This is a genomic window from Microbacterium sp. H83, assembly GCF_001650405.1.
GTDB lineage: Bacteria > Actinomycetota > Actinomycetes > Actinomycetales > Microbacteriaceae > Microbacterium.
Genome location: NZ_LWCU01000012.1, coordinates 141,906 through 161,707 on the forward strand (window position 1 = coordinate 141,906; position 19,802 = coordinate 161,707).

The 19,802-nt window shown below is 70.3% G+C and carries 19 protein-coding genes; all 19 read right to left on the bottom strand.

The window, feature by feature from the left end:
- Window positions 1-15: 15 nt before the first annotated feature.
- The gene (locus A4X16_RS06700) at window positions 16-567 is read right to left on the bottom strand and encodes an esterase/lipase family protein (RefSeq protein WP_331709743.1); all 552 of its coding nucleotides are present in this window, start codon (window positions 565-567) and stop codon (window positions 16-18) included.
- Window positions 568-671: 104 nt separating this feature from the next.
- Window positions 672-1,475, bottom strand: coding sequence for an alpha/beta fold hydrolase (locus tag A4X16_RS06705; protein ID WP_067118236.1), 804 nt, complete (start codon window positions 1,473-1,475; stop codon window positions 672-674).
- An 84-nt stretch (window positions 1,476-1,559) separates the two neighbouring features.
- Window positions 1,560-1,907, bottom strand: coding sequence for a hypothetical protein (locus A4X16_RS06710; protein WP_067118239.1), 348 nt, complete (start codon window positions 1,905-1,907; stop codon window positions 1,560-1,562).
- A gap of 76 nt (window positions 1,908-1,983) precedes the next feature.
- Window positions 1,984-3,435: a pyruvate kinase gene (pyk, locus tag A4X16_RS06715; RefSeq protein WP_067118243.1), complete on the bottom strand. Its 1,452-nt coding sequence runs from the start codon at window positions 3,433-3,435 to the stop codon at window positions 1,984-1,986.
- Window positions 3,436-3,490: 55 nt separating this feature from the next.
- Window positions 3,491-4,957, bottom strand: coding sequence for a glutamate synthase subunit beta (locus A4X16_RS06720; RefSeq protein WP_067118247.1), 1,467 nt, complete (start codon window positions 4,955-4,957; stop codon window positions 3,491-3,493).
- Window positions 4,950-9,473 (bottom strand): glutamate synthase large subunit, encoded by a 4,524-nt coding sequence (gene gltB / locus A4X16_RS06725; protein ID WP_157560009.1) that lies wholly within the window; start codon window positions 9,471-9,473, stop codon window positions 4,950-4,952. The genes A4X16_RS06720 and gltB overlap by 8 nt, the downstream gene beginning before the upstream one ends.
- Before the next feature lie 135 nt (window positions 9,474-9,608).
- A complete protein-coding gene (lgt, locus tag A4X16_RS06730) occupies window positions 9,609-10,637 on the bottom strand; it encodes a prolipoprotein diacylglyceryl transferase (protein ID WP_067118253.1) in 1,029 nt (342 codons plus the stop codon).
- A 10-nt stretch (window positions 10,638-10,647) separates the two neighbouring features.
- On the bottom strand, window positions 10,648-11,451 hold the full coding sequence (gene trpA, locus A4X16_RS06735) for a tryptophan synthase subunit alpha (protein ID WP_067118256.1): 804 nt from the start codon (window positions 11,449-11,451) through the stop codon (window positions 10,648-10,650).
- Window positions 11,448-12,716, bottom strand: coding sequence for a tryptophan synthase subunit beta (gene trpB / locus A4X16_RS06740; RefSeq protein ID WP_067118259.1), 1,269 nt, complete (start codon window positions 12,714-12,716; stop codon window positions 11,448-11,450). Before trpB ends, trpA begins: the two co-directional genes overlap by 4 nt.
- The gene (trpC, locus tag A4X16_RS06745) at window positions 12,713-13,489 is read right to left on the bottom strand and encodes an indole-3-glycerol phosphate synthase TrpC (RefSeq protein ID WP_067118261.1); all 777 of its coding nucleotides are present in this window, start codon (window positions 13,487-13,489) and stop codon (window positions 12,713-12,715) included. The genes trpB and trpC overlap by 4 nt, the downstream gene beginning before the upstream one ends.
- Window positions 13,489-13,734 (bottom strand): HGxxPAAW family protein, encoded by a 246-nt coding sequence (locus A4X16_RS06750; protein WP_067118264.1) that lies wholly within the window; start codon window positions 13,732-13,734, stop codon window positions 13,489-13,491. The genes trpC and A4X16_RS06750 overlap by 1 nt, the downstream gene beginning before the upstream one ends.
- Window positions 13,735-13,781: 47 nt before the next feature.
- Window positions 13,782-14,372 (bottom strand): Trp biosynthesis-associated membrane protein, encoded by a 591-nt coding sequence (locus tag A4X16_RS06755; protein ID WP_067118267.1) that lies wholly within the window; start codon window positions 14,370-14,372, stop codon window positions 13,782-13,784.
- Window positions 14,369-14,767, bottom strand: a complete 399-nt coding sequence (gene hisI, locus A4X16_RS06760) for a phosphoribosyl-AMP cyclohydrolase (RefSeq protein WP_067118270.1) — start codon at window positions 14,765-14,767, stop codon at window positions 14,369-14,371. Before hisI ends, A4X16_RS06755 begins: the two co-directional genes overlap by 4 nt.
- Complete coding sequence (gene hisF, locus A4X16_RS06765; RefSeq protein ID WP_067118272.1) at window positions 14,764-15,525, bottom strand: imidazole glycerol phosphate synthase subunit HisF; 762 nt, start codon at window positions 15,523-15,525, stop codon at window positions 14,764-14,766. Before hisF ends, hisI begins: the two co-directional genes overlap by 4 nt.
- Window positions 15,525-16,364 carry an ATP phosphoribosyltransferase gene (hisG, locus tag A4X16_RS06770; protein WP_067118275.1) on the bottom strand — a complete coding sequence of 280 codons (840 nt, stop codon included), beginning with the start codon at window positions 16,362-16,364 and terminating at the stop codon, window positions 15,525-15,527. The genes hisF and hisG overlap by 1 nt, the downstream gene beginning before the upstream one ends.
- A gap of 38 nt (window positions 16,365-16,402) precedes the next feature.
- The gene (locus tag A4X16_RS06775; RefSeq protein WP_067118278.1) at window positions 16,403-16,666 is read right to left on the bottom strand and encodes a phosphoribosyl-ATP diphosphatase; all 264 of its coding nucleotides are present in this window, start codon (window positions 16,664-16,666) and stop codon (window positions 16,403-16,405) included.
- On the bottom strand, window positions 16,663-17,343 hold the full coding sequence (gene rpe, locus A4X16_RS06780) for a ribulose-phosphate 3-epimerase (RefSeq protein WP_067118281.1): 681 nt from the start codon (window positions 17,341-17,343) through the stop codon (window positions 16,663-16,665). Before rpe ends, A4X16_RS06775 begins: the two co-directional genes overlap by 4 nt.
- Before the next feature lie 4 nt (window positions 17,344-17,347).
- Window positions 17,348-18,847: a transcription antitermination factor NusB gene (locus tag A4X16_RS06785; protein WP_082914336.1), complete on the bottom strand. Its 1,500-nt coding sequence runs from the start codon at window positions 18,845-18,847 to the stop codon at window positions 17,348-17,350.
- The gene (gene fmt, locus A4X16_RS06790; protein ID WP_067118284.1) at window positions 18,844-19,764 is read right to left on the bottom strand and encodes a methionyl-tRNA formyltransferase; all 921 of its coding nucleotides are present in this window, start codon (window positions 19,762-19,764) and stop codon (window positions 18,844-18,846) included. The genes A4X16_RS06785 and fmt overlap by 4 nt, the downstream gene beginning before the upstream one ends.
- Window positions 19,765-19,802 lie beyond the last annotated feature (38 nt).

The following is a 19,802-nucleotide window of genomic DNA, read 5'->3' on the forward strand; positions in this document are numbered from 1 at the left end:
TTCGGTGACCGCGACTCATCCCTCGGCGAGGGCCACGACCTCGGCGATCACCCGAGGGTCGGCGAGCACCCGGAAGTGCCCTCCGGTCTCGAGCCGGACGTTCTTGCGCGCCCCCGGGAGTTCGCTGCTCTCGGGGATGTGCGGATCGAACTCCCCGTAGATCGACACGATGCGGTCGTTCACCCCGGTGTTGCGACCGAGCTCGAGGATCCCCGGGTCGGTGGGCGAGAACGAGCGCAGGGACGGCACCAGGAACAGCCGGGCATAGCGGGATCCGCCGAAGGGGGTCGCCACCGCGACCATGCCCCTCACCCGCGAGCCGGCCGGGCCACTCATGACGCGCTTGCCGGCGAGTCCGCCCTTGCTGTGCGCCACGAGCACGACGTCGTCCAGACCCTCCGATTCGAGGAACGCCTCGACGAGGCGTGCGGCGTCCGCCACCGGCTTCCGGTTGTGGCGGAGCTGATCGAGCACGAACACGGGATGGCCCCGACCGTGCAGCGTGGTGATCAGCGGCTGCAGGAACCGCCACGTCTCGTAGACCCCGGGGATGATCAGGACGGGCACGCCGGCGCCGCTCCGGAACGCCGCGGGATCCCCTCGGTCGAAAGCCGCTCTGACCTGCCAGTACGCGGCGTAGACGTAATCAGCGAGCCACCAGGCCGCGTTCCTCAGCGCGCCGATGATGCCCTCCCGTTCCTCGGTCGCATCGGCGTGGGGCCCTTCGCAAGGAGACCGGCCGCCCAGGCGGAGACTGCCGCCCCGACCGCTGCGGGCGCGGAGTGCTGCACGTTGTGGGCGTGACCGGCCAGCTCGACGAGGTCGACCATCGCCGCGTCGCCCAGACGGCGGCACCAGTCGGCCCCGGCGACCGCATCGTCGCCGCCTCGCACGAGCAGCACCGGGACGCTCGACCGACGGAGGCGCTCCTGCGTCGGGTACTCCACCATGTGCCGCACCTGACGGAGATACCACCGGATGCCGCAGCGGATGTAGTCGGTGAAGACGATGGCGTTCGCGGCGAGCGACTCCCGCAGCGTGTCGACCGCGAGCGCGCGGCCCTGGGCCGGGAGCGACCGATGATGATCGTCGACGACGGGCCCGATCAGGACCACGCCGATCACACGGTCCGGAGCCGCGAGAGACGTCTCGATCGCCCACTGCGCGCCCATCGAGTGTCCGACCAGGATCGCCTCCGTCACCCCCGTCATCGCGAGCAGGCGACCGAGCACGCCACCCATCGCTGCGATGTCGAGATCACGAGCGGGAGCAGGAAGGCCGGCGAAGCCGGGCAGGTCGACGGACAGCACACGCGCGTGCACGGCGAGCTGCGCGTGCAGCCGAGCCAAGGACCGATGCGACATGCCGACGCCGTGGATCAGGACGTAGGTCGGGGTGTCCGACGCGACGCGGTCGGCTGATTCATGCAGACGCAGGGCGAACCCGTCGACCACCAGGCGTCGTCGAGTCGTCATGGCGTCACGATATCGACCTCGTCCCCTCCGGGAGAGCGGGTTGACAACGCCACCGGCGGGCGGTCACTCGGCCCGATTCGTCGCTCAGCGACGCTTCCGGGTCGTCGAGTATGAGCTGCTGATCCCGCGGAGCAGGCCGACGGCGAAGAGGGCGAGCCCCACTCCCCCGAGCGACATGAAGAGCATCGGGACCCAGGCCCAGATCTCACTGCGACGCGTCGAGATCGTCTCGGCCAGCCTCCCGTCGACATGGACGCCGATGAGGACCGCGCCGGAGAGGAGTGCCAGACCGAGGACGAGGATCACGACGGCGAGCAGGGTGGGCTGCCACCGGGCCGGTGCCGCTGAGCGGCTCGCGTCACGGACGTGCACCTCGTCGCGGAGTGAGGTTTCGTCGATCTGCGGTCTCCAGTGGTCGAAAAGCCGGCGCATGGATCCTCCGATCGTCGTCCCGGCGGGAGACGAAGAAAGGGTGGGGCTCTCGCCCCACCCTCGCTTCACCGTCCGATCAGACGGTCGCCTCCTTGTAGATGGGCGCTGCGCCGTTCACGGCGTCGCCGACCTTGTGGACGCGGATGTCGTTGGTCGACCCGACGATCCCGGGAGGGGATCCGGAGATCACGACGACCTTGTCGCCCTCGACGGCGAGACCGCTCTTCAGCAGATAATCGTCGACCTGCAGGTACATGAGGTCGGTGTGCTGCACCATGTCGACGAGCGTCGAGCGGATGCCCCACGTCAGCGCCATGCGGCGGCGGATGTCGGGCTCCGGGGTGAACGCCAGCATCGGGATGCGGGACCGGAGACGCGACAGGCGACGAGCGGAGTCGCCGGACTGCGTGAAGACGCACAGGAACTTCGCGTCGACGAACTCGGCGACCTCGAGAGCCGCGAGCGTGATCGCGCCGCCCTGGGTGCGCGGCTTGTTGGTGAGCGGCGCGATGCGCTCCAGGCCGTGCTCCTCGGTGGACTCGATGATCCGGGCCATGGTCTCGACGACGACGACCGGGTAGTCGCCGACGCTGGTCTCGCCCGAGAGCATCACGGCGTCGGCGCCGTCGAGGACGGCGTTCGCGACGTCGGAGGTCTCGGCGCGGGTCGGCACCGGGCTGTTGATCATCGACTCGAGCATCTGCGTCGCGACGATGACCGGCTTGGCGTTGCGACGTGCGAGCTCCACCGCCCGCTTCTGCACGATCGGCACGGCCTCGAGCGGGAGCTCCACGCCGAGGTCGCCGCGGGCGACCATGATGCCGTCGAACGCGTCGACGATCCCCTCGAGCGCGTCGACGGCCTGCGGCTTCTCGACCTTGGCGATGACGGGGACGCGCACGCCCTCCTCGGCCATGATCTCGTGGACGCGCGTGACGTCCTCCGCGTTGCGCACGAACGACAGCGCGATGAGGTCGGCGCCGGTGCGCAGACCCCAGCGGAGGTCGTCCTCGTCCTTCTCGCTGAGCGCCGGGACGTTGACGGCGACGCCGGGCAGGTTGATGCCCTTGTTGTTCGAGACGGCGCCCGCGACGATGACGCGCGTGGTGACGGTGACGCCGTCGGTCTCGACGACCTCGACGCGCACCTTCCCGTCGTCGATGAGGAGGAAGTCGCCGGGCTTCACATCCTGCGGGAGGCCCTTGAACGTCGTGCCGCTGATCTCGCGGTTGCCGACGATGTCCTCGGTGGTGATCTTGAAGATGTCGCCCTCGGCCAGGTCGTACGGGCCGCCCTCGAACTTGCCGAGACGGATCTTCGGCCCCTGCAGGTCGACGAGGATGGCGACGGCACGGCCGGCGTCGTCCGCGGCACGGCGGACGTTCGCGTAGTTGTTCTCGTGGACGGAGTAGTCGCCGTGGCTGAGGTTCAGGCGAGCGACGTCCACTCCGGCGTCGATGAGGGCACGAACGGTCTCATAGGTCGAAGTTGCAGGGCCCAGGGTGGCGACGATTTTCGCGCGTCTCAACAGATTCTCCAGGGTAGAGGGGGATAGAAATCAGGGCGACGATGCCTGGCTCAGCCTACGCGGGCTGAAGGCCGATCGCGACATCGTGGGGGCGCACCGGCTCGGGCAGCACGGTCTCTCCCATGAGGAAGCGATCGACGTTCGCCGCGGCCGCGCGGCCCTCCGCGATCGCCCACACGATGAGCGACTGCCCGCGTCCGGCGTCGCCGGCCACGAAGACGCCCGGCACCGTGGACTCGTAGGACGAGTCGCGCTGGAATGCGCCCCGGTCGGTCACCTGAGGACGCGTCTCGTCGGTGAACCCGTCCTGCTCCGGGCCGGTGAAGCCCATCGCGATCAGCACGAGGTCGGCCGGGATCTCGCGCTCCGTGCCGCTCTTGGGCACGCGTCGTCCGTCGATGTACTCGGTCTCGGCCACGCGCAGCGCCCGCACCTCGCCGACCTCGTTCGAGAGGAACTCGACGGTCGATGCGAGGAACACACGCTCGCCGCCCTCCTCGTGCGCGGACGACACCTCGAAGACGGTGGGCATCATCGGCCACGGCTGGTGGCCGGGCCGATCGGCGCCCGGCCGCTTGCCGATGGCGAGGTTGGTCACGCTCAGTGCGCCCTGGCGGTGGGCGGTGCCGATGCAGTCGGCGCCGGTGTCGCCACCGCCGATGACGATGACGTGCTTGCCCTCCGCCGTGATCTGGTCGGTGACCTTGTCGCCGGCGACCGCGTGGTTCGACTCGACGAGGTACTCCATCGCGAAGTGCACGCCGTCCAGATCGCGGCCGGGGATCGCGAGCTCGCGGGGAACCGTCGAGCCGGTGGCGATCACGACCGCGTCGTAGCGCGCGCGGAGGTCCGCCCACGAGATGTCCTTGCCGATCGAGACGCCCGCACGGAAGCGGGTGCCCTCCTCCTGCATCTGGCGCAGGCGGGCCTCGAGCTGTCCCTTCTCCATCTTGAAGTCGGGGATGCCGTAGCGCAGGAGTCCGCCGATGCGGTCGTCGCGCTCGAACACGGCGACGGTGTGACCGGCGCGCGTCAGCTGCTGTGCAGCCGCGAGACCCGCGGGGCCGGACCCCACGACCGCGACGGTCTTGCCGGTGAGACGGGCCGGCGGCTGGGGCTCGACCCATCCCTTGGCGAACGCCTCGTCGATGATCGAGACCTCGATCTGCTTGATCGTGACGGGCGGCTGGTTGATGCCGAGCACACACGCACTCTCGCACGGCGCCGGGCACAGACGACCGGTGAACTCCGGGAAGTTGTTGGTGGCGTGCAGGCGGTCGATCGCCGCACGTCCCTCCCCTCGCCACGTCAGGTCGTTCCACTCCGGGATCAGGTTGCCCAGCGGGCATCCGGAGTGGCAGAACGGCACGCCGCAGTCCATGCACCGGCTGGCCTGGCGGCGGAGCACGGCCTGGTCTCCCGGCTCGTACACCTCCTTCCAGTCCATGATGCGCACCGGCACGGGGCGCCGCTGGGGAAGCTCACGCTCGGTGACCTTCAGAAAACCTTTGGGATCAGCCACCGGTCACCTCCAGGATGCGGTTCCAGACGATGTCGCCGTCGGGGTCGATCCCCTCGGCGACGGCCTCCTCGCGCATGCTGCGCACTGCGGCGTAGTCCCGCGGGAGCACCTTCGTGAACTGACCGGCGATGTCGTCGAACCCGGCCAGGATGTCGGAGCCGAGCGGTGAGCCCGTCCGCTCCACGTGCTCCGCGATCAGGCTGCGCAGCACCTCGAGATCGGCGCGGTCGAGCGGCTCGAGCAGGAGCTCGCCGCTTCCCAGCGACTGCGCGTTGACCTTGCCGGTGTCGAGGGAGCGGATGTACGCCACTCCCCCGGACATGCCGGCCCCGAGGTTGCGACCGGTCGAGCCGAGGATCACCGCGACGCCTCCGGTCATGTATTCGAGGGCGTGGTCTCCGACGCCCTCGACCACGGCCGTCGCGCCGGAGTTGCGAACGAGGAACCGCTCGCCGACGACGCCGGACAGGAACATGGTCCCCGCGGTCGCGCCGTAGCCGATCACGTTGCCCGCGATGACGTTCTCGTGCGGAGCGATCTCGGCGCCGCGCGCCGGTCGGATCGAGATGTCGCCGCCGGACAGGCCCTTGCCGACGTAGTCGTTCGCGTCTCCTTCGAGGCGCAGGACGATGCCGGACGGGAGGAACGCGCCGAGCGACTGTCCCGCCGTGCCGTGCAGCGTGACATCCACCGTGCCGCGAGGAAGACCCGCCGCGCCGTGGCGCGAGGTCACCTGGTGGCCGAGCATCGTGCCCACGGCGCGCTCGGTGTTCGCGATCGGCAGCTCCACCACCACGGGGTCCCCGTTGAGGAGCGCACCCTTGGCGATGTCGATGAGCTGCACGTCGAAGTGCTTCTCGAGCTCGTGATCCTGCGTCCGTCGGCTGCGCCGCGCCTCCCCGGCGGGGAACGCCGGCCCGTCGAGCACCGGGCTCAGGTCGAGACCGTCCGCCTTCCAGTGCTCCACCGCGGCGTCGACCTCGATGAGCTCCGCGCGGCCGACGATCTCGTCGATCGAGCGGAAGCCGAGCTCGGCGAGGAGCTCGCGCACCTCTTCGGCGATGAACTCCATGAAGTTGACCACGAACTCGGGCTTGCCGGTGAACCGCTCGCGCAGCGCGGGGTTCTGCGTGGCGACGCCCACCGGGCAGGTGTCGAGGTGGCAGACGCGCATCATGATGCAGCCGCTCACGACGAGCGGCGCGGTCGCGAAGCCGAACTCCTCGGCTCCGAGCAGCGCGCCGATGATGACGTCGCGCCCGGTCTTGAGCTGGCCGTCGACCTGCACCACGACCCGGTCGCGCATGCCGTTGAGCATGAGCGTCTGCTGGGTCTCGGCGAGGCCGAGCTCCCACGGCGTGCCGGCGTGCTTGAGCGAGTTCAGCGGGCTCGCGCCCGTGCCTCCGTCATGCCCGGACACGAGGATGACGTCGCTGAGCGCCTTCGCCACACCCGCCGAGACCGCGCCGATGCCCGACTGGCTGACGAGCTTCGTGTGGATCCTCGCCTCGGGATTGGCCCTCTTCAGATCGAAGATGAGCTGCTTGAGGTCCTCGATCGAGTAGATGTCGTGGTGAGGCGGCGGGGAGATCAGGCCGACGCCGGGAGTTCCACCGCGCGTGCGGGCGACCCACGGGTACACCTTCTGCGGCGGCAGCTGACCGCCTTCGCCGGGCTTGGCGCCCTGGGCGAGCTTGATCTGGATGTCGTCCGCCTCGGTGAGGTAGAGGCTCGTGACTCCGAATCGTCCGGAGGCGACCTGCTTGATCGAGCTGCGCCGTTCCGGGTCGACGAGGCGGTCCGCATCCTCGCCGCCCTCTCCGGTGTTCGACTTGCCGCCGATCCGGTTCATGGCGATGGCCAGCGTCTCGTGCGCCTCGCGGGAGATCGAGCCGTAGCTCATCGCTCCCGTCGAGAAGCGCTTGACGATCGCCGAGACCGGCTCGACCTCGTCGAGCGGCACGGGCTTGCGTGTACCCGTGCGCAGCTTGAACAGACCGCGGAGCGTCTTCAGCTCGGACGCCTGGTCGTCGACGAGCTTCGTGTACTCGCGGAAGATGTCGTACCGGCGCTCGCGGGTGGAGTGCTGCAGCTTGAACACCGTCTCGGGACTGAAGAGGTGCGGCGATCCGTCACGGCGCCACTGGTACTCGCCGCCCGACCACAGGCGCTCGTGCGCACGGGCCGCGGCGTCCTCCGGGTAGGCGTAGTCGTGACGCGCCTGGTTCTCGCGGAAGATCTCCTCGATGCCGATGCCGCCGAGCTTCGACTCGGTGCGCGTGAAGTACTTGTCGATGAACTCCTCGCTCAGGCCCACGGCCTCGAACACCTGTGCGCCCGCGTACGACGACACGGTCGAGATGCCCATCTTGGACATGATCTTCAGCACGCCCTTGCCGAGCGCGTAGATCAGGTTCTTGACGGCCTTCTCGGGACTGATCCCGGTGATGTACCCGGTGCGCACGAGGTGCTCGACCGTCTCCATCGCCAGGTACGGGTTGATCGCCGAGGCGCCGTAGCCGATCAGCGTCGCGACGTGGTGCACCTCGCGCACGTCCCCGGCTTCGACGATCAGGCCGACCTTCATCCGGTTCTCGCGACGGATGAGGTGGTGGTGGATCGCCGACACCATGAGCAGGGACGGGATCGGGGTCAGATCCTTGTTCGAGTCCCGGTCGGACAGGATGATGAACTCCGCACCCTGGGCGATGGCCTCGTCGACCTCGTCGCACATCTCGCTGAGACGCTGCTCGAGCGTGTTGGAGCCGGCGTCGAAGTGGTAGAGCCCCTTGATGGTCGCGCTCGAACGATCGGGCAGCGCCTTGTCGATGTGGCGGATCTTCGCGAGCTCGTCGTTGTCGATGACGGGGAAGTCGAGCGACACCGTGCGGGTGTGGTCGGGTCCCCACGTCAGCAGGTTGCTCTCCGGTCCGAGACCGAGCTTGAGGCTGGTGACGACCTCTTCGCGGATCGAGTCGAGAGGCGGGTTCGTGACCTGCGCGAACTGCTGCGTGAAGTAGTCGAAGAGCAGACGCGGCCGCTTGCTGAGCACGGCGATCGGGGTGTCCGACCCCATGGCGCCGAGCGGCTCCGCACCGTTCTGACCCATCGGGGTCAGCAGGATGCGCACCTCCTCCTCGGTGTAGCCGAAGGTGCGCTGACGTCGCGTGATCGACGCCGGCGGGTGCACGATGTGCTCGCGTTCGGGGAGATCGGCGAGACGCACCGATCCGGCATCCAGCCACTCCTGCCACGGGTGCAGGGTCGCGAGGTCGTGCTTGATCTCCTCGTCCTCGATGATGCGCTGCTGCGCGGTGTCGACGAGGAACATCTTGCCCGGCATCAGGCGTCCGCGACGCTTGATGCGCTCGGGCTCGAACGTGAGCACGCCCGTCTCCGACCCGATGACGATGAGGCCGTCCGTCGTCTCGGTCCAGCGTCCGGGGCGGAGGCCGTTGCGGTCGAGCGTGGCGCCGACCAGCGTGCCGTCGGTGAAGATGAGCGCGGCCGGGCCGTCCCACGGCTCCATCTGGTTGGAGTGGTACTCGTAGAACGAGCGCAGCTCGGGCGAGATGTCCGACTGCTTCTCGTACGCCTCGGGCACCATCATCATGATGGCGTGCGGGAGGCTGCGGCCCGTGAGCGTCAGCAGCTCGAGCACCTCGTCGAACGAGGCGGAGTCGCTCGCTCCGTCGGTGCAGATCGGGAGGAGCGGTGCGACGTCGCCCAGGAGCTCGGACTCGAGCTGCGACTGGCGCGCACGCATCCAGTTGCGGTTGCCTCCGACCGTGTTGATCTCGCCGTTGTGGGCGAGCATGCGCAGCGGCTGCGCGAGCGGCCACGACGGGAACGTGTTGGTCGAGTAGCGGGAGTGCACGACCGCGAGCTCCGACATGAAGCGCTCGTCCTGCAGGTCGGGGTAGAACGGCTCGAGCTGGAGCGTCGTGACCATTCCCTTGTAGCCGAGGGTCCTGGCCGAGAGCGACACGAAGTAGGCGCCGAGCTCATGGCCGGCGCGCTTGCGCAGCCGGTAGGCGATGCGGTCCAGTGCGATGCCGGTGAGAGGGGCGTCGGAGTGCGTCGCCCCGCCGGCGCTCACGAACAGCTGCTCGAAAGCGGGCCGCGCCTCGTCGGCGAGCTTGCCGAGGTGCTCGTTGACGGTGGGGACCTCGCGCCAGCCGAGGACGCGAAGCCCCTCGGAGCGGGCGATCTTCTCGATCCCCGCCTTCTGCTCGCGACGGACGCTGGAGTCGCGCGGCAGGAAGGCGAGTCCCGCGGCGTACTCGCCGACCGGGGGGAGCTCGAAATCGACGACCGCACGCAGGAACGCGTCCGGCATCTGGGTCAGGATGCCCGCGCCGTCACCGGTGCCGGCGTCGGAGCCGATCGCACCGCGGTGCTCCAGGTTGCGCAGCGCCTCGAGCGCCAGCGCGATGATGTCGTGGCCCGCCTCGCCGCGGAGGGTCGCGACCATGGCGAGGCCGCAGGCGTCCTTCTCGAACGCGGGGTTGTACATGCCCTGCTTCGGGGGGTAGGCGCCGGACGCGCCGTACGGAGGCTGAAAATACACCTGTACCGTCCTCAGATCTTCGGATGACCCGGGGACGTCATTGGCCGGGTGGATGCGATGGGGTCCGCACGGAGCGGTCGGCTATCGGGAGCCTTCCTGGTCCGTGGGAGCGGTGCTTGTGGCGCTGGCTCCTGCGGCGACGACGTCGGACGGAGGCTCACTCAGGTCCACGAAGTCGGAGGGATTGTCCTGCGATTCTACATCAGCGTCGACATCCTTCCTTCCGCGGCCCGGCTGGTACGGCGAGGGCTCGAGTCCCGGGTGCCGACGCGACTGCACGACGAGGATGGCGAGACCCACGACGACGCCGATGATGGCGGCCCAGACGTTGCTGCGGAGGCCGAGGATGATCTCGCTCGGATCGATGCGGATGGACTCCCACAGGATGCGACCGGCGCTGTACCAGATCAGGTAGATCGCGAAGAGCCGACCCCACTGCAGGGAGGTGGCCTTGCGGCTCAGCCACAGCAGCACGATGACGCCGAGCCCGTTCCAGATGACCTCGTAGAGGAACGTGGGGTGGAAGAGCGTGCCCTCGGGGAGCCCCGGGGGGAACGCCGCGTTGTCGGACGGGATCTCGAGACCCCAGGGCAGGTCGGTCGGGAGTCCGTAGAGCTCCGCGTTGAACCAGTTGCCGAAGCGGCCCATGGCCTGGGCGAGCAGGAGCCCCGGCGCGAGCGCGTCGGCGAACGTCCAGAAGCGGATCCCGGTCCAGCGGCAGCCGAGGTAGGCGCCGACGGCGCCGCCGATGAGGGCGCCGAAGATGGCGATGCCGCCCTCCCAGATCGCCCACACCGAGCCCGGCTCGAACGGGTTCCACGTGTTCTTGCCCTCGCCGAAGTAGAAGCCGGGGTGGGTGAGGACGTGGAAGATGCGCGCGCCGATGATGGCGAGCGGCACGGCGAGGATCGAGATGTCGATGACGACCCACGGCTCGGCCCCGCGTCTGGTCAGACGGTGGTTCGTCAGCAGCACGGCGACGATGATGCCGGCGATGATGCACAGCGCGTAGAAGTGGATCCGCAGCGGGCCGAGGTCGATGTACGAGACCGGAGGGCTGGGGATGCTGGCGAGCACGCCGCTGAGGGTGCTGTGGAGCGCGTGGGACATGAGTGCGATTCTAGTTCTCGTGTGCGGGGCGCGCCGACGACGTGCCGACGGCCAGGTTTCGGGTGACCTCGGCCAGGGCGGGGATGCCGCCGTCGCGGAGGGCGCGGACGAGCGCGGTGCCGACGATCGCGCCGTCCGCGTACTCGGAGACGCCGGCGATCTGCTCGGCGGTCGAGATGCCGATGCCCACGCAGGCGCGGGTGGCACCCTGGGCGCGCAGACGGCCGACGAGCGTGCGTGCGGCGCGGTCGAGCTCGGCCCTCTCCCCCGTGATGCCCATGGTCGAGACCGTGTAGACGAAGCCGGTCGACGACTCGACGACGAGCTTGAGACGCTCGTCCGACGACGTCGGCGCGGCGAGGAAGACCCGGTCCAGGCCCGTGCGCTCGCTCGCGGCGATCCACTCGTCGGCGACCTCGGGCGTGATGTCGGGGGTGATGAGTCCGGCACCGCCGGCGGCGAGGAGGTCGTCGGCGTAGCGGTCGACGCCGTACTGGAACACGGGGTTCCAATAGGTCATCACGAGCACCGGCACGTCGGTGGCCTCGGTGATGGCCCGCACGGCGGTGAACAGATCGGCCATCCGGAAGCCGTTCGCGAGCGCCGCGGTCGTCGCCTCCTGGATCACCGCGCCGTCCATGACCGGGTCGCTGTACGGCGGCCCGAGCTCGATGATGTCGACCCCGTTCTCCGCGAGGGTGATCGCGGCGCGGATGCTGGTGTCGAGATCCGGGTAGCCGACGGGCAGGTACCCGACGAAGGCGCTGCGACCCGCGGCTTCCGCCCTGCGGATCGCCTCTTCGACGCGGCTCATAGCTGAGGCTCCCCCTTCGACACGGCGTCCTCTTCCGCGGTCTCCTCGGCGACGTCGTGCTCGAGGGCCTCCCTGTCGTACAGGTCGAAGTACCGGGCCGCCGTGTCCATGTCCTTGTCTCCCCGACCGGAGAGGCACACCGCGAGGACGGCATCCGGCCCGAGCTCCCTGCCCAGTCGCAGAGCGCCGGCGAGAGCGTGCGCCGATTCGATCGCCGGGATGATGCCCTCGGTGCGGCTCAGCAGGCGCAGCGCCTGCATCGCCTCGTCATCCGTGGCCGGGATGTACTCGGCCCTGCCGATGTCCGCGAGCCACGAGTGCTCGGGGCCGACGCCCGGGTAGTCGAGCCCCGCGGAGATCGAATGCGACTCGACGGTCTGGCCGTCCTCGTCCTGCAGGACGTAGGTCTTCGCGCCGTGCAGGATGCCGGGGCGCCCGCGCTCGATCGATGCCGCGTGCTTCGGGGTGTCGACGCCGTCGCCGGCGGCCTCGACTCCGTACAGCTTCACGCCGTCGTCGTCGAGGAACGCGTCGAACATGCCGATCGCGTTCGAGCCTCCGCCGACGCAGGCGATGACCGCGTCGGGCAGGCGTCCGGCCTCGTCGAGGAGCTGCTGACGGGCCTCTTCGCCGATGATCTTCTGGAAGTCGCGGACCATCGCCGGGAACGGATGCGGCCCGGCCGCGGTCCCGAAGATGTAGTTGGTGGTCTCGACCGAGGCGACCCAGTCGCGGTACGCGTCGTTGATCGCGTCCTTCAGGGTGCGCGAACCCGAGGTGACCGCGACGACCTCGGCGCCGAGCAGCCGCATCCGGGCGACGTTGAGCGCCTGGCGCTCGGTGTCGACCTCGCCCATGTAGATCGTGCAGTCGAGTCCGAACAGGGCGGCAGCCGTCGCGGTCGCCACGCCGTGCTGTCCCGCTCCGGTCTCGGCGATCACGCGGGTCTTGCCGAGCCGCTTGGTGAGCAGCGCCTGACCCAGAACGTTGTTGATCTTGTGGGATCCGGTGTGGTTGAGGTCCTCCCGCTTGAGGAAGACCCGCGCTCCCCCGGCGTGCTCGGCGAAGCGCTGGACCTCGGTGAGGGGCGACGGGCGTCCGGCGTACGAGCTCAGCAGCGACGCGAGCTCGTCGCGGAAGGCCGGATCGACGATGGCCTCCGCATAGGCGGCCGAGAGCTCGTCGATCGCCGCGATCAGCGATTCGGGCATGTACCGTCCGCCGTACTCGCCGAACATCGGACCGTGCTGATCGCGCAGGCTCATGAGACCTCCAGGAAGCTCTTCAGTGTGGCGACGGGGTCGCCCGTCACCAGGGCCTCCCCGATCAGGACGACGTCGGCGCCCGCGGAGCGGTAATGCGCGACATCGGCGGGCGTGAGCACCGCCGACTCGGCGATCCTCACGGCGGACTCGGGGATGCGGTCGACGAGGCGGCCGAACAGGTCGCGGTCGAGCTCGAGCGTCTTCAGATCACGGGCGTTCACCCCGATGAGCGGCGCGCCGAGGTCGATCGCCGCCTCGAGCTCGTCGGCCGCGTGCGTCTCGACGAGCGGCGTCATGCCGAGGTCGGTGATGAAGCCGAAGAGGTCGTGCAGCACCGCAGGCTCCAGCCCGGCGACGATCAGGAGCACGAGGTCGGCGCCCGCCGCGCGCGCCTCGAGCACCTGATACCGCGTGGCGATGAAGTCCTTGCGGAGCACCGGCAGCGAGACGCGCGCGGTGACGGCCTCGAGGTCGGCCAGGCTGCCCCCGAAGCGGCGCTCCTCGGTGAGGACGCTGATCGCGGAGGCTCCGCCCGTCTCGTACAGCGAGGCCTGGTGCGCGGGGTCCGGGATCTCGGCGAGTGCACCGCGCGACGGACTGGCGCGCTTGACCTCGGCGATGATCTTGACGCGGTCGGCGCGGGAGAGGAAGGACAGGGCGTCGCGGGCGGCGGGGCGCGCGAGAGCGTCGCGCTCCACCTCGGCCAGCGGCCGGGTGAGAGCGCGACGCTCCGCGTCTGCGACTGCGCCGGCCGTGAGGTCGGCGAGGACCACTAGTGCGCCTTCGGCTGGTACTTGGGGCCCTTCACGCCGTAGCCGGCCCGTGCCAGGGCCCAGCCCACGATCGCGCCGATCGGGATGAGGGCGGCGAAGACGTAGATCAGGGTGATCCAGATCGGGCTGAACTCGGCGAGGCAGAAGGCCAGCGTCGCGAGCGTGAAGCCGGCGAGCATGATGATCACGGCGGTCCAGGCCGCAGGCGAGTGTCCGTGGCCGGGGTCAGCGATCGGGTTGGTCATGGTCTCCTCCGGGGACGACGTGCGGGATCGGATTCAGTCTATCGGGGTCAGCGCGTCGGATCGGTTCCGCGCGACAGGTCGTCCCAGGAGTCGATCGCGTCGACCGGGCCGGCGGTCTGCGCCTCGTGCGCCGCATCCGTGCGGTAGCGACGCCCGCCGGATCGCCACGACCGTCCCGTGGCGAGGACGAGGAGGGATGCCGCGAGCAGCACGATCCACCCGATCAGCGTCACGACCGGCCAGGCGGACAGCTCGATCCCCTGCACGACGTCCGCGATCGCGGCATCACCCGCGAGTCCGGTGGTCTCCGTCACGGTCGGCCCGACCGCGGCGATCGGCTCTGCGACCAGCAGCTGGATCGTCGTCCAGCCGAGGAACAGCGCCGAGGCGGTGGCCAGCACCCCGAGGACCGGTCGCACGAGGGGTCCGACGATCGACAGCGCGAGCCCCAGCGCGAGCACGGCGAGACTGAGGGGCGCGAGGAGCGGAAGCGCGGAGGCGCCAGGGACCGGGATCGCCTCGCCGGCATCCGCGCGCTGCACCGTCAGCCACGTCTGGGTCGACGCGATGATGCCGATCGCCCCCGCGAGCAGGAAGCCGAGGACGGCGATGGACCGACCGCGGCGGACCAGCGTCATGCGCCGGACCGTCCGTCGACGGCCTCGAGGTCGGTCGTGTCGAAGCACGTCCGCGTGCCCGTGTGACAGGCGGGGCCCGTCTGATCGACCCTGAGCAGGATGGCGTCGCCGTCGCAGTCGAGACGGGCCTCGTGCACGACCTGGATGTGTCCGGAGGTGTCGCCCTTGCGCCAGTACTCCCGGCGCGAGCGCGACCAGTACACCGCACGCCCGGTGGTCAGCGTGCGGCGCAAGGCCTCGGCGTCGACCCAGGCGAGCATGAGCACCTCCTGCGTGTCCCACTGCTGGACGATGACCGGAGCGAGCCCGTCGTCGTTGAAAGAGACCTGCGCGATGCGCTGCTCGACGGCGTCCTGAGGCCCGGGGGCGGAGGCTTCACGTTCGGCATCGCTCATCGGACCAGCACTCCCTCTGCGCGCAGCGCATCCTTCACATCTCCGACGGTCAGCGCGCCGGTGTGGAACACACTGGCGGCGAGGACCGCATCCGCTCCCGCCTTGATCGCGGGCGCGAAGTCCGCGGCCTTGCCCGCGCCGCCCGACGCGATCACGGGCACCGACGAGGTCTCCCGCATCAGCGACACGAGCTCGAGATCGAAGCCGTCTCTGGTGCCGTCGGCGTCGATCGAGTTGACGAGCAGCTCGCCCGCCCCGCGTTCGGCGGCCTCGCGGGCCCAGTCGAGGGCGTCGAGCGTGGTCTGCGTCCGTCCGCCGTGGGTGGTCACGACGAAGCCGGATCGCGTGGTGTCCGCGCGCTTGACGTCGAGCGACAGCACGAGCACCTGGGCCCCGAACCGATCGGCGATCTCGCCGACGAGGTCGGGACGCGCGATAGCGGCCGAGTTGACGCCCACCTTGTCGGCGCCGACCGACAGCAGTCGCGACACGTCGTCGACGCTGCGGACTCCCCCGCCCACGGTCAGCGGGACGAACACCTGCTCTGCGGTGCGCTGCACCACGTCGTAGGTCGTCGACCGGGCGTCGACCGTCGCGGTGACGTCGAGGAAGGTGATCTCGTCGGCGCCCTGCGCCGCGTAGTGGCGGGCCAGCTCGACGGGGTCGCCCATGTCGCGGAGGTTCTCGAAGTTCACGCCCTTCACGACCCGCCCCGCCGCGACGTCCAGGCACGGGATGACGCGGCTGGCGAGCGTCATCAGAGCCTCGCCGCGTGGATGGCGGTCACCAGGATGGCCCGCGCGCCGAGCGCGTACAGGTCGTCCATCACCTGGTTCACCCGCGGACGCGGGATCATCACGCGCACCGCGACCCAGGCGGGATCGCGCAGCGGGGAGATCGTCGGCGACTCGCGCCCCGGAGCGATCGCGGATGCCTGGTCGACGAGGTCCGCCGGAAGGTCGTAGTCGAGGAGCACGTAGCGGCGCGCGACCATCACCCCGCGCAGACGGCGGAGCAGCGTCTCGGTGCCCTCGGCGTCACCGGGACGGCTGATGAGCACGGCCTCGGACTCGAGGATGACGGGACCGAAGATCTCGAGCCCGGCCTGACGCAGCGTCGTGCCGGTCGAGACGACGTCGGCCACGGCGTCGGCCACGCCGAGCCGCACGGCGGACTCCACGGCACCGTCGAGCTGGACGAGCTCGGCGGAGACCCCGTGCTCACGCAGGAAGGCGCCGACCAGTCCCGGATACGCGGAGGCGACGCGCACTCCGTCGAGATCCTGGATCGTCGCGAACCGGCCGGGCTCGCCGGCGAAGCGGAAGGTCGAGCCTCCGAAGCCGAGCTGCTCGATCTCGCGCGCCGGCTGCTGCACATCGAGCAGCAGGTCGCGACCGGTGATGCCGACGTCGAGCGCGCCCGAGGCGACGTAGGTCGCGATGTCACGGGGGCGGAGGAAGAAGAACTCGACGTCGTTGTCGGAGTCGACGACGTGGAGGGTCTTGGGGTCGCGACGACCGGCGTATCCGGCCTCCGCGAGCATGTCGGCGGCGGTCTCCGAGAGGGAGCCCTTGTTGGGAACGGCAATGCGCAGCATGAACGGCTTTCAGATCGATTCGAAGGTGACGGAGCGCGTCACAGATGTCGATACACGTCCTGCAGCGTCAGACCCTTCGCGATCATCATGACCTGCAGGTGGTACAGCAGCTGGGAGATCTCCTCGGCGGCGGCCTCGTCGGACTCGTACTCCGAGGCCATCCACACCTCGGCGGCCTCCTCGACGATCTTCTTGCCGATCGTGTGCACACCGCCGTCGAGCTCCGCGACGGTGCCCGATCCCTCGGGTCGGGTCTCGGCCTTGACGCTGAGCTCGGCGAACAGCTCGTCGAAAGTCTTCACAGTTCCAGGCTAGCGGCTCTCGCGCGCTCTCTGAGCCGGGTGACGGCCGCTTCGACGTCGTCGGACCCGAACACCGCGGACCCGGCGACGAACGTGTCGGCCCCCGCGGCCGCCGCCTGCTCGATCGTCGAGTCGGAGATCCCGCCATCGACCTGCAGCCAGACCGTCGAGCCCCGGCGACGGGCCTCGTCGGCGAGGGCGCGGAGCTTCGGCATGGTCTCCGACAGGAAGCCCTGCCCCCCGAAGCCCGGCTCGACGGTCATGACGAGGATCTGGTCGAACTCGTCGAGCACGCTGTACAGTCCCTCGGCGGGCGTGTCGGGCTTGATGGCGACACCGGCTCGCGCACCGATGCTGCGCAGACTCCGAGCGAGCGAGATCGGGTCGGCCGCCGCCTCCAGGTGGAAGGTCACGCTCGCCGCCCCCAGCTCGGCGTAGCCGGGTGCCCAGCGATCCGGATCGGTGATCATGAGATGCACATCGAGAGGGATCGGACTCGTCGCCTGGATCCGCTCCACCATCTGCGGTCCGAAGGTGAGATTCGGCACGAAGTGGTTGTCCATCACATCCACGTGCGCGAAATCGGCGGTCGCGATCTTCGCGAGATCTCGCTGCATGTTGACGAAGTCGGCGGCCAGGATGCTGGGGTTGATGCGCGGTGCGCCGGGGAGTTCCACGGGTCTAGTCTCCTTCTGCGGCGGCGCCGCCGTCCAGCCGGGGTGCGCTGCGCTGCAGCAGCGCGAGGAACATCGCGTCGGTCCCGTGACGGTGCGGCCACAGCTGCACGCGACCCGAGCCGTCGTCCGCGAGATCCATCGGCGAGGAGGCCGCCTCCTGGACGACCGTCCGCGCATCGATCTCGGACACATCGGTCCGCCCGCGCAGCGCCTCATGCACGACGCCGGTCGTCTCGGCGAGATGGGGCGAGCAGGTGACGTACGCGACGATCCCGCCGGGGGCGAGTGCATCGAGGGCCGCGGTGAGCAGCTCGACCTGGAGCGGCACGAGCTCGGCGACGTCGGCCGGCGACTTGCGCCAGCGCGCCTCGGGGCGGCGCCGGAGCGCGCCGAGACCCGTGCACGGCGCGTCGACGAGGATGCGGTCGAACTCGCCCGGACGCGAGGACGCGAACGTCCGACCGTCCTCCACGTGCACCGCCACGTCGCCGGGCACGGCGCGCAGCGCGTTGCGCACGAGTCGCGCTCTGGTCGGCACGACCTCGTTCGCCTCCAGCGCCGCGCCGCTCTCACGCGCGATCGCCGCGAGCAGCGCCGTCTTGCCGCCGGGGCCCGCGCAGAGGTCGAGCCACCGCTCGCCCTCGCGGATCGGGGCGGCGCCCGCGAGTGCCAGCGCGACGAGCTGCGATCCCTCGTCCTGCACGCGCACGGTGCCGCCGCTGGCGGAGATCACGCGGTGCGGGTCGCCGCCGGGAGAGCCATAGGCCGTCGGGGCGTAGGGGCGCCGCGGCTCACCGGGCTCGGCGAGTCCCGGCAGAGCGACGAGGGTGACCTCGGGCGACGCGTTGTCGGCCTCGAGGAGCGCGTCCAGCTCGTCGCCCCTCCCCTCCGCGGCGAGGGCGCGTCGCAGAGCGCGGATGACCCAGACCGGATGCGCCGAGCGCAACGCGAGTCGCTCGTCGTCGGATCTCGCTGCGGCCTCGATCCGCTCCTGCCACTGCCCGGGGGTCTCCCGTGAGATCCTCCGCAGGACCGCGTTCGCGAAGCTCCCTGCTCCGCGACCCTGCGCCGCGGTGACGAGGTTCACGGACTCGTTGACTGCGGCGTGCGACGCCACTCGGGTGGCGAGCAGCTGATGCGTCGCGAGACGGAGCGCATCGAGCACGGCCCCGTCGATCTCCTGTGCCGAGCGGTCCGCCGCGAGGGCGATGATCGCGTCGTACGTGCCGCGCCGGCGGAGGGTGCCGTACGCCAGCTCGGTCGCGAGCGCCGCGTCCTGCGCCGAGAGGCCCGCGTCCGCGATGGCGGAGGGGAGGATCAGGTTCGCATAGGCGTCCGAGTCGGACACCGCGCGCAGCACGTCGTAGGCCACGCGGCGAGCGGGCTGCACGGTACGCGAGGCGCCCGGACGATCAGAACGCGAGGCGTCGGGACGATCCGTACGCGAGGCGCCGGGACGATCGGGACGCGAGGCGGCGCGCCTGTCGTTGCGGGAGCCGCTCATGAGCCGGCTCGCAGTCCCTCGGTGCCGCGCTGTCCCCGCCACCAGTCGACGGCGGTCATCGCCCCCTTGCCCGCCGGCTGCACTCGGCGCACCGCGAGCGGAGCGGACGCCGTACCGATCAGCAGGGCGGTCTTCGTGGCGGTGATCTCGCCCGGTGCGAGAGCAGGATGCTCGGCGTCGGGAGCGGCGTCGAGGATCTTCAGGCGCTGGCCGCCGACCGTGGTGTGCGCGCCGGGTTCCGGCGTGACACCGCGGAAGCGCGCGAACACCTCGGACGCGGTCTGCGAGAAGTCGAGGAGGCCGTCGTCCCACGTCAGCTTCGGCGCGAGCGTCGGCTCGCCCTCCTGCGGCACGGCCACGGCGGTACCCGCCGCGATCGAGGCGACGACGTCCGCCACCAGGTCCGATCCGTCGACCGCCAGTGCGCCCAGCGCGACGTCAGCGGTCGCGTCGGCCGCGATGCGGACCGTCCGCATCGCGAACACGTCACCGGCGTCGAGCGCCGGGACGAGCTGGAAGACGCTGGCGCCGAGCTCCTCGTCGCCCGCGATCAGGGCGCGCTGCACGGGCGCGGCGCCGCGCCATCGCGGCAGCAGCGAGAAGTGCAGGTTGATCCAGCCGTTCGCGGGAGTGGAGAGCAGGGGCTCTCGGACGAGGGCGCCGTACGCGACGATCACGCCCAGCTCCGCGTCCATAGCGGCGATCTGCGCCGTCGCGTCGTCGTCGAGTCGCGCGGCCCTGATCACCGGCAGCCCGAGCTCGAGCGCGGCCTGGGCCACCGGCGACGGCGTGAGGATCCTCTTCCGGCCGAGCGGCGCATCCGGTCGGGTCACCACGGCGGCGATGTCGTGCTCGGCCGCGAGTCGGCGGAGGGTGGGGACGGCGGCGTCGGGTGTGCCGGCGAAGACGAGGCGCATGAAGGTGCTCCGGAGGGATGCGAGGGGTGGATCAGGAG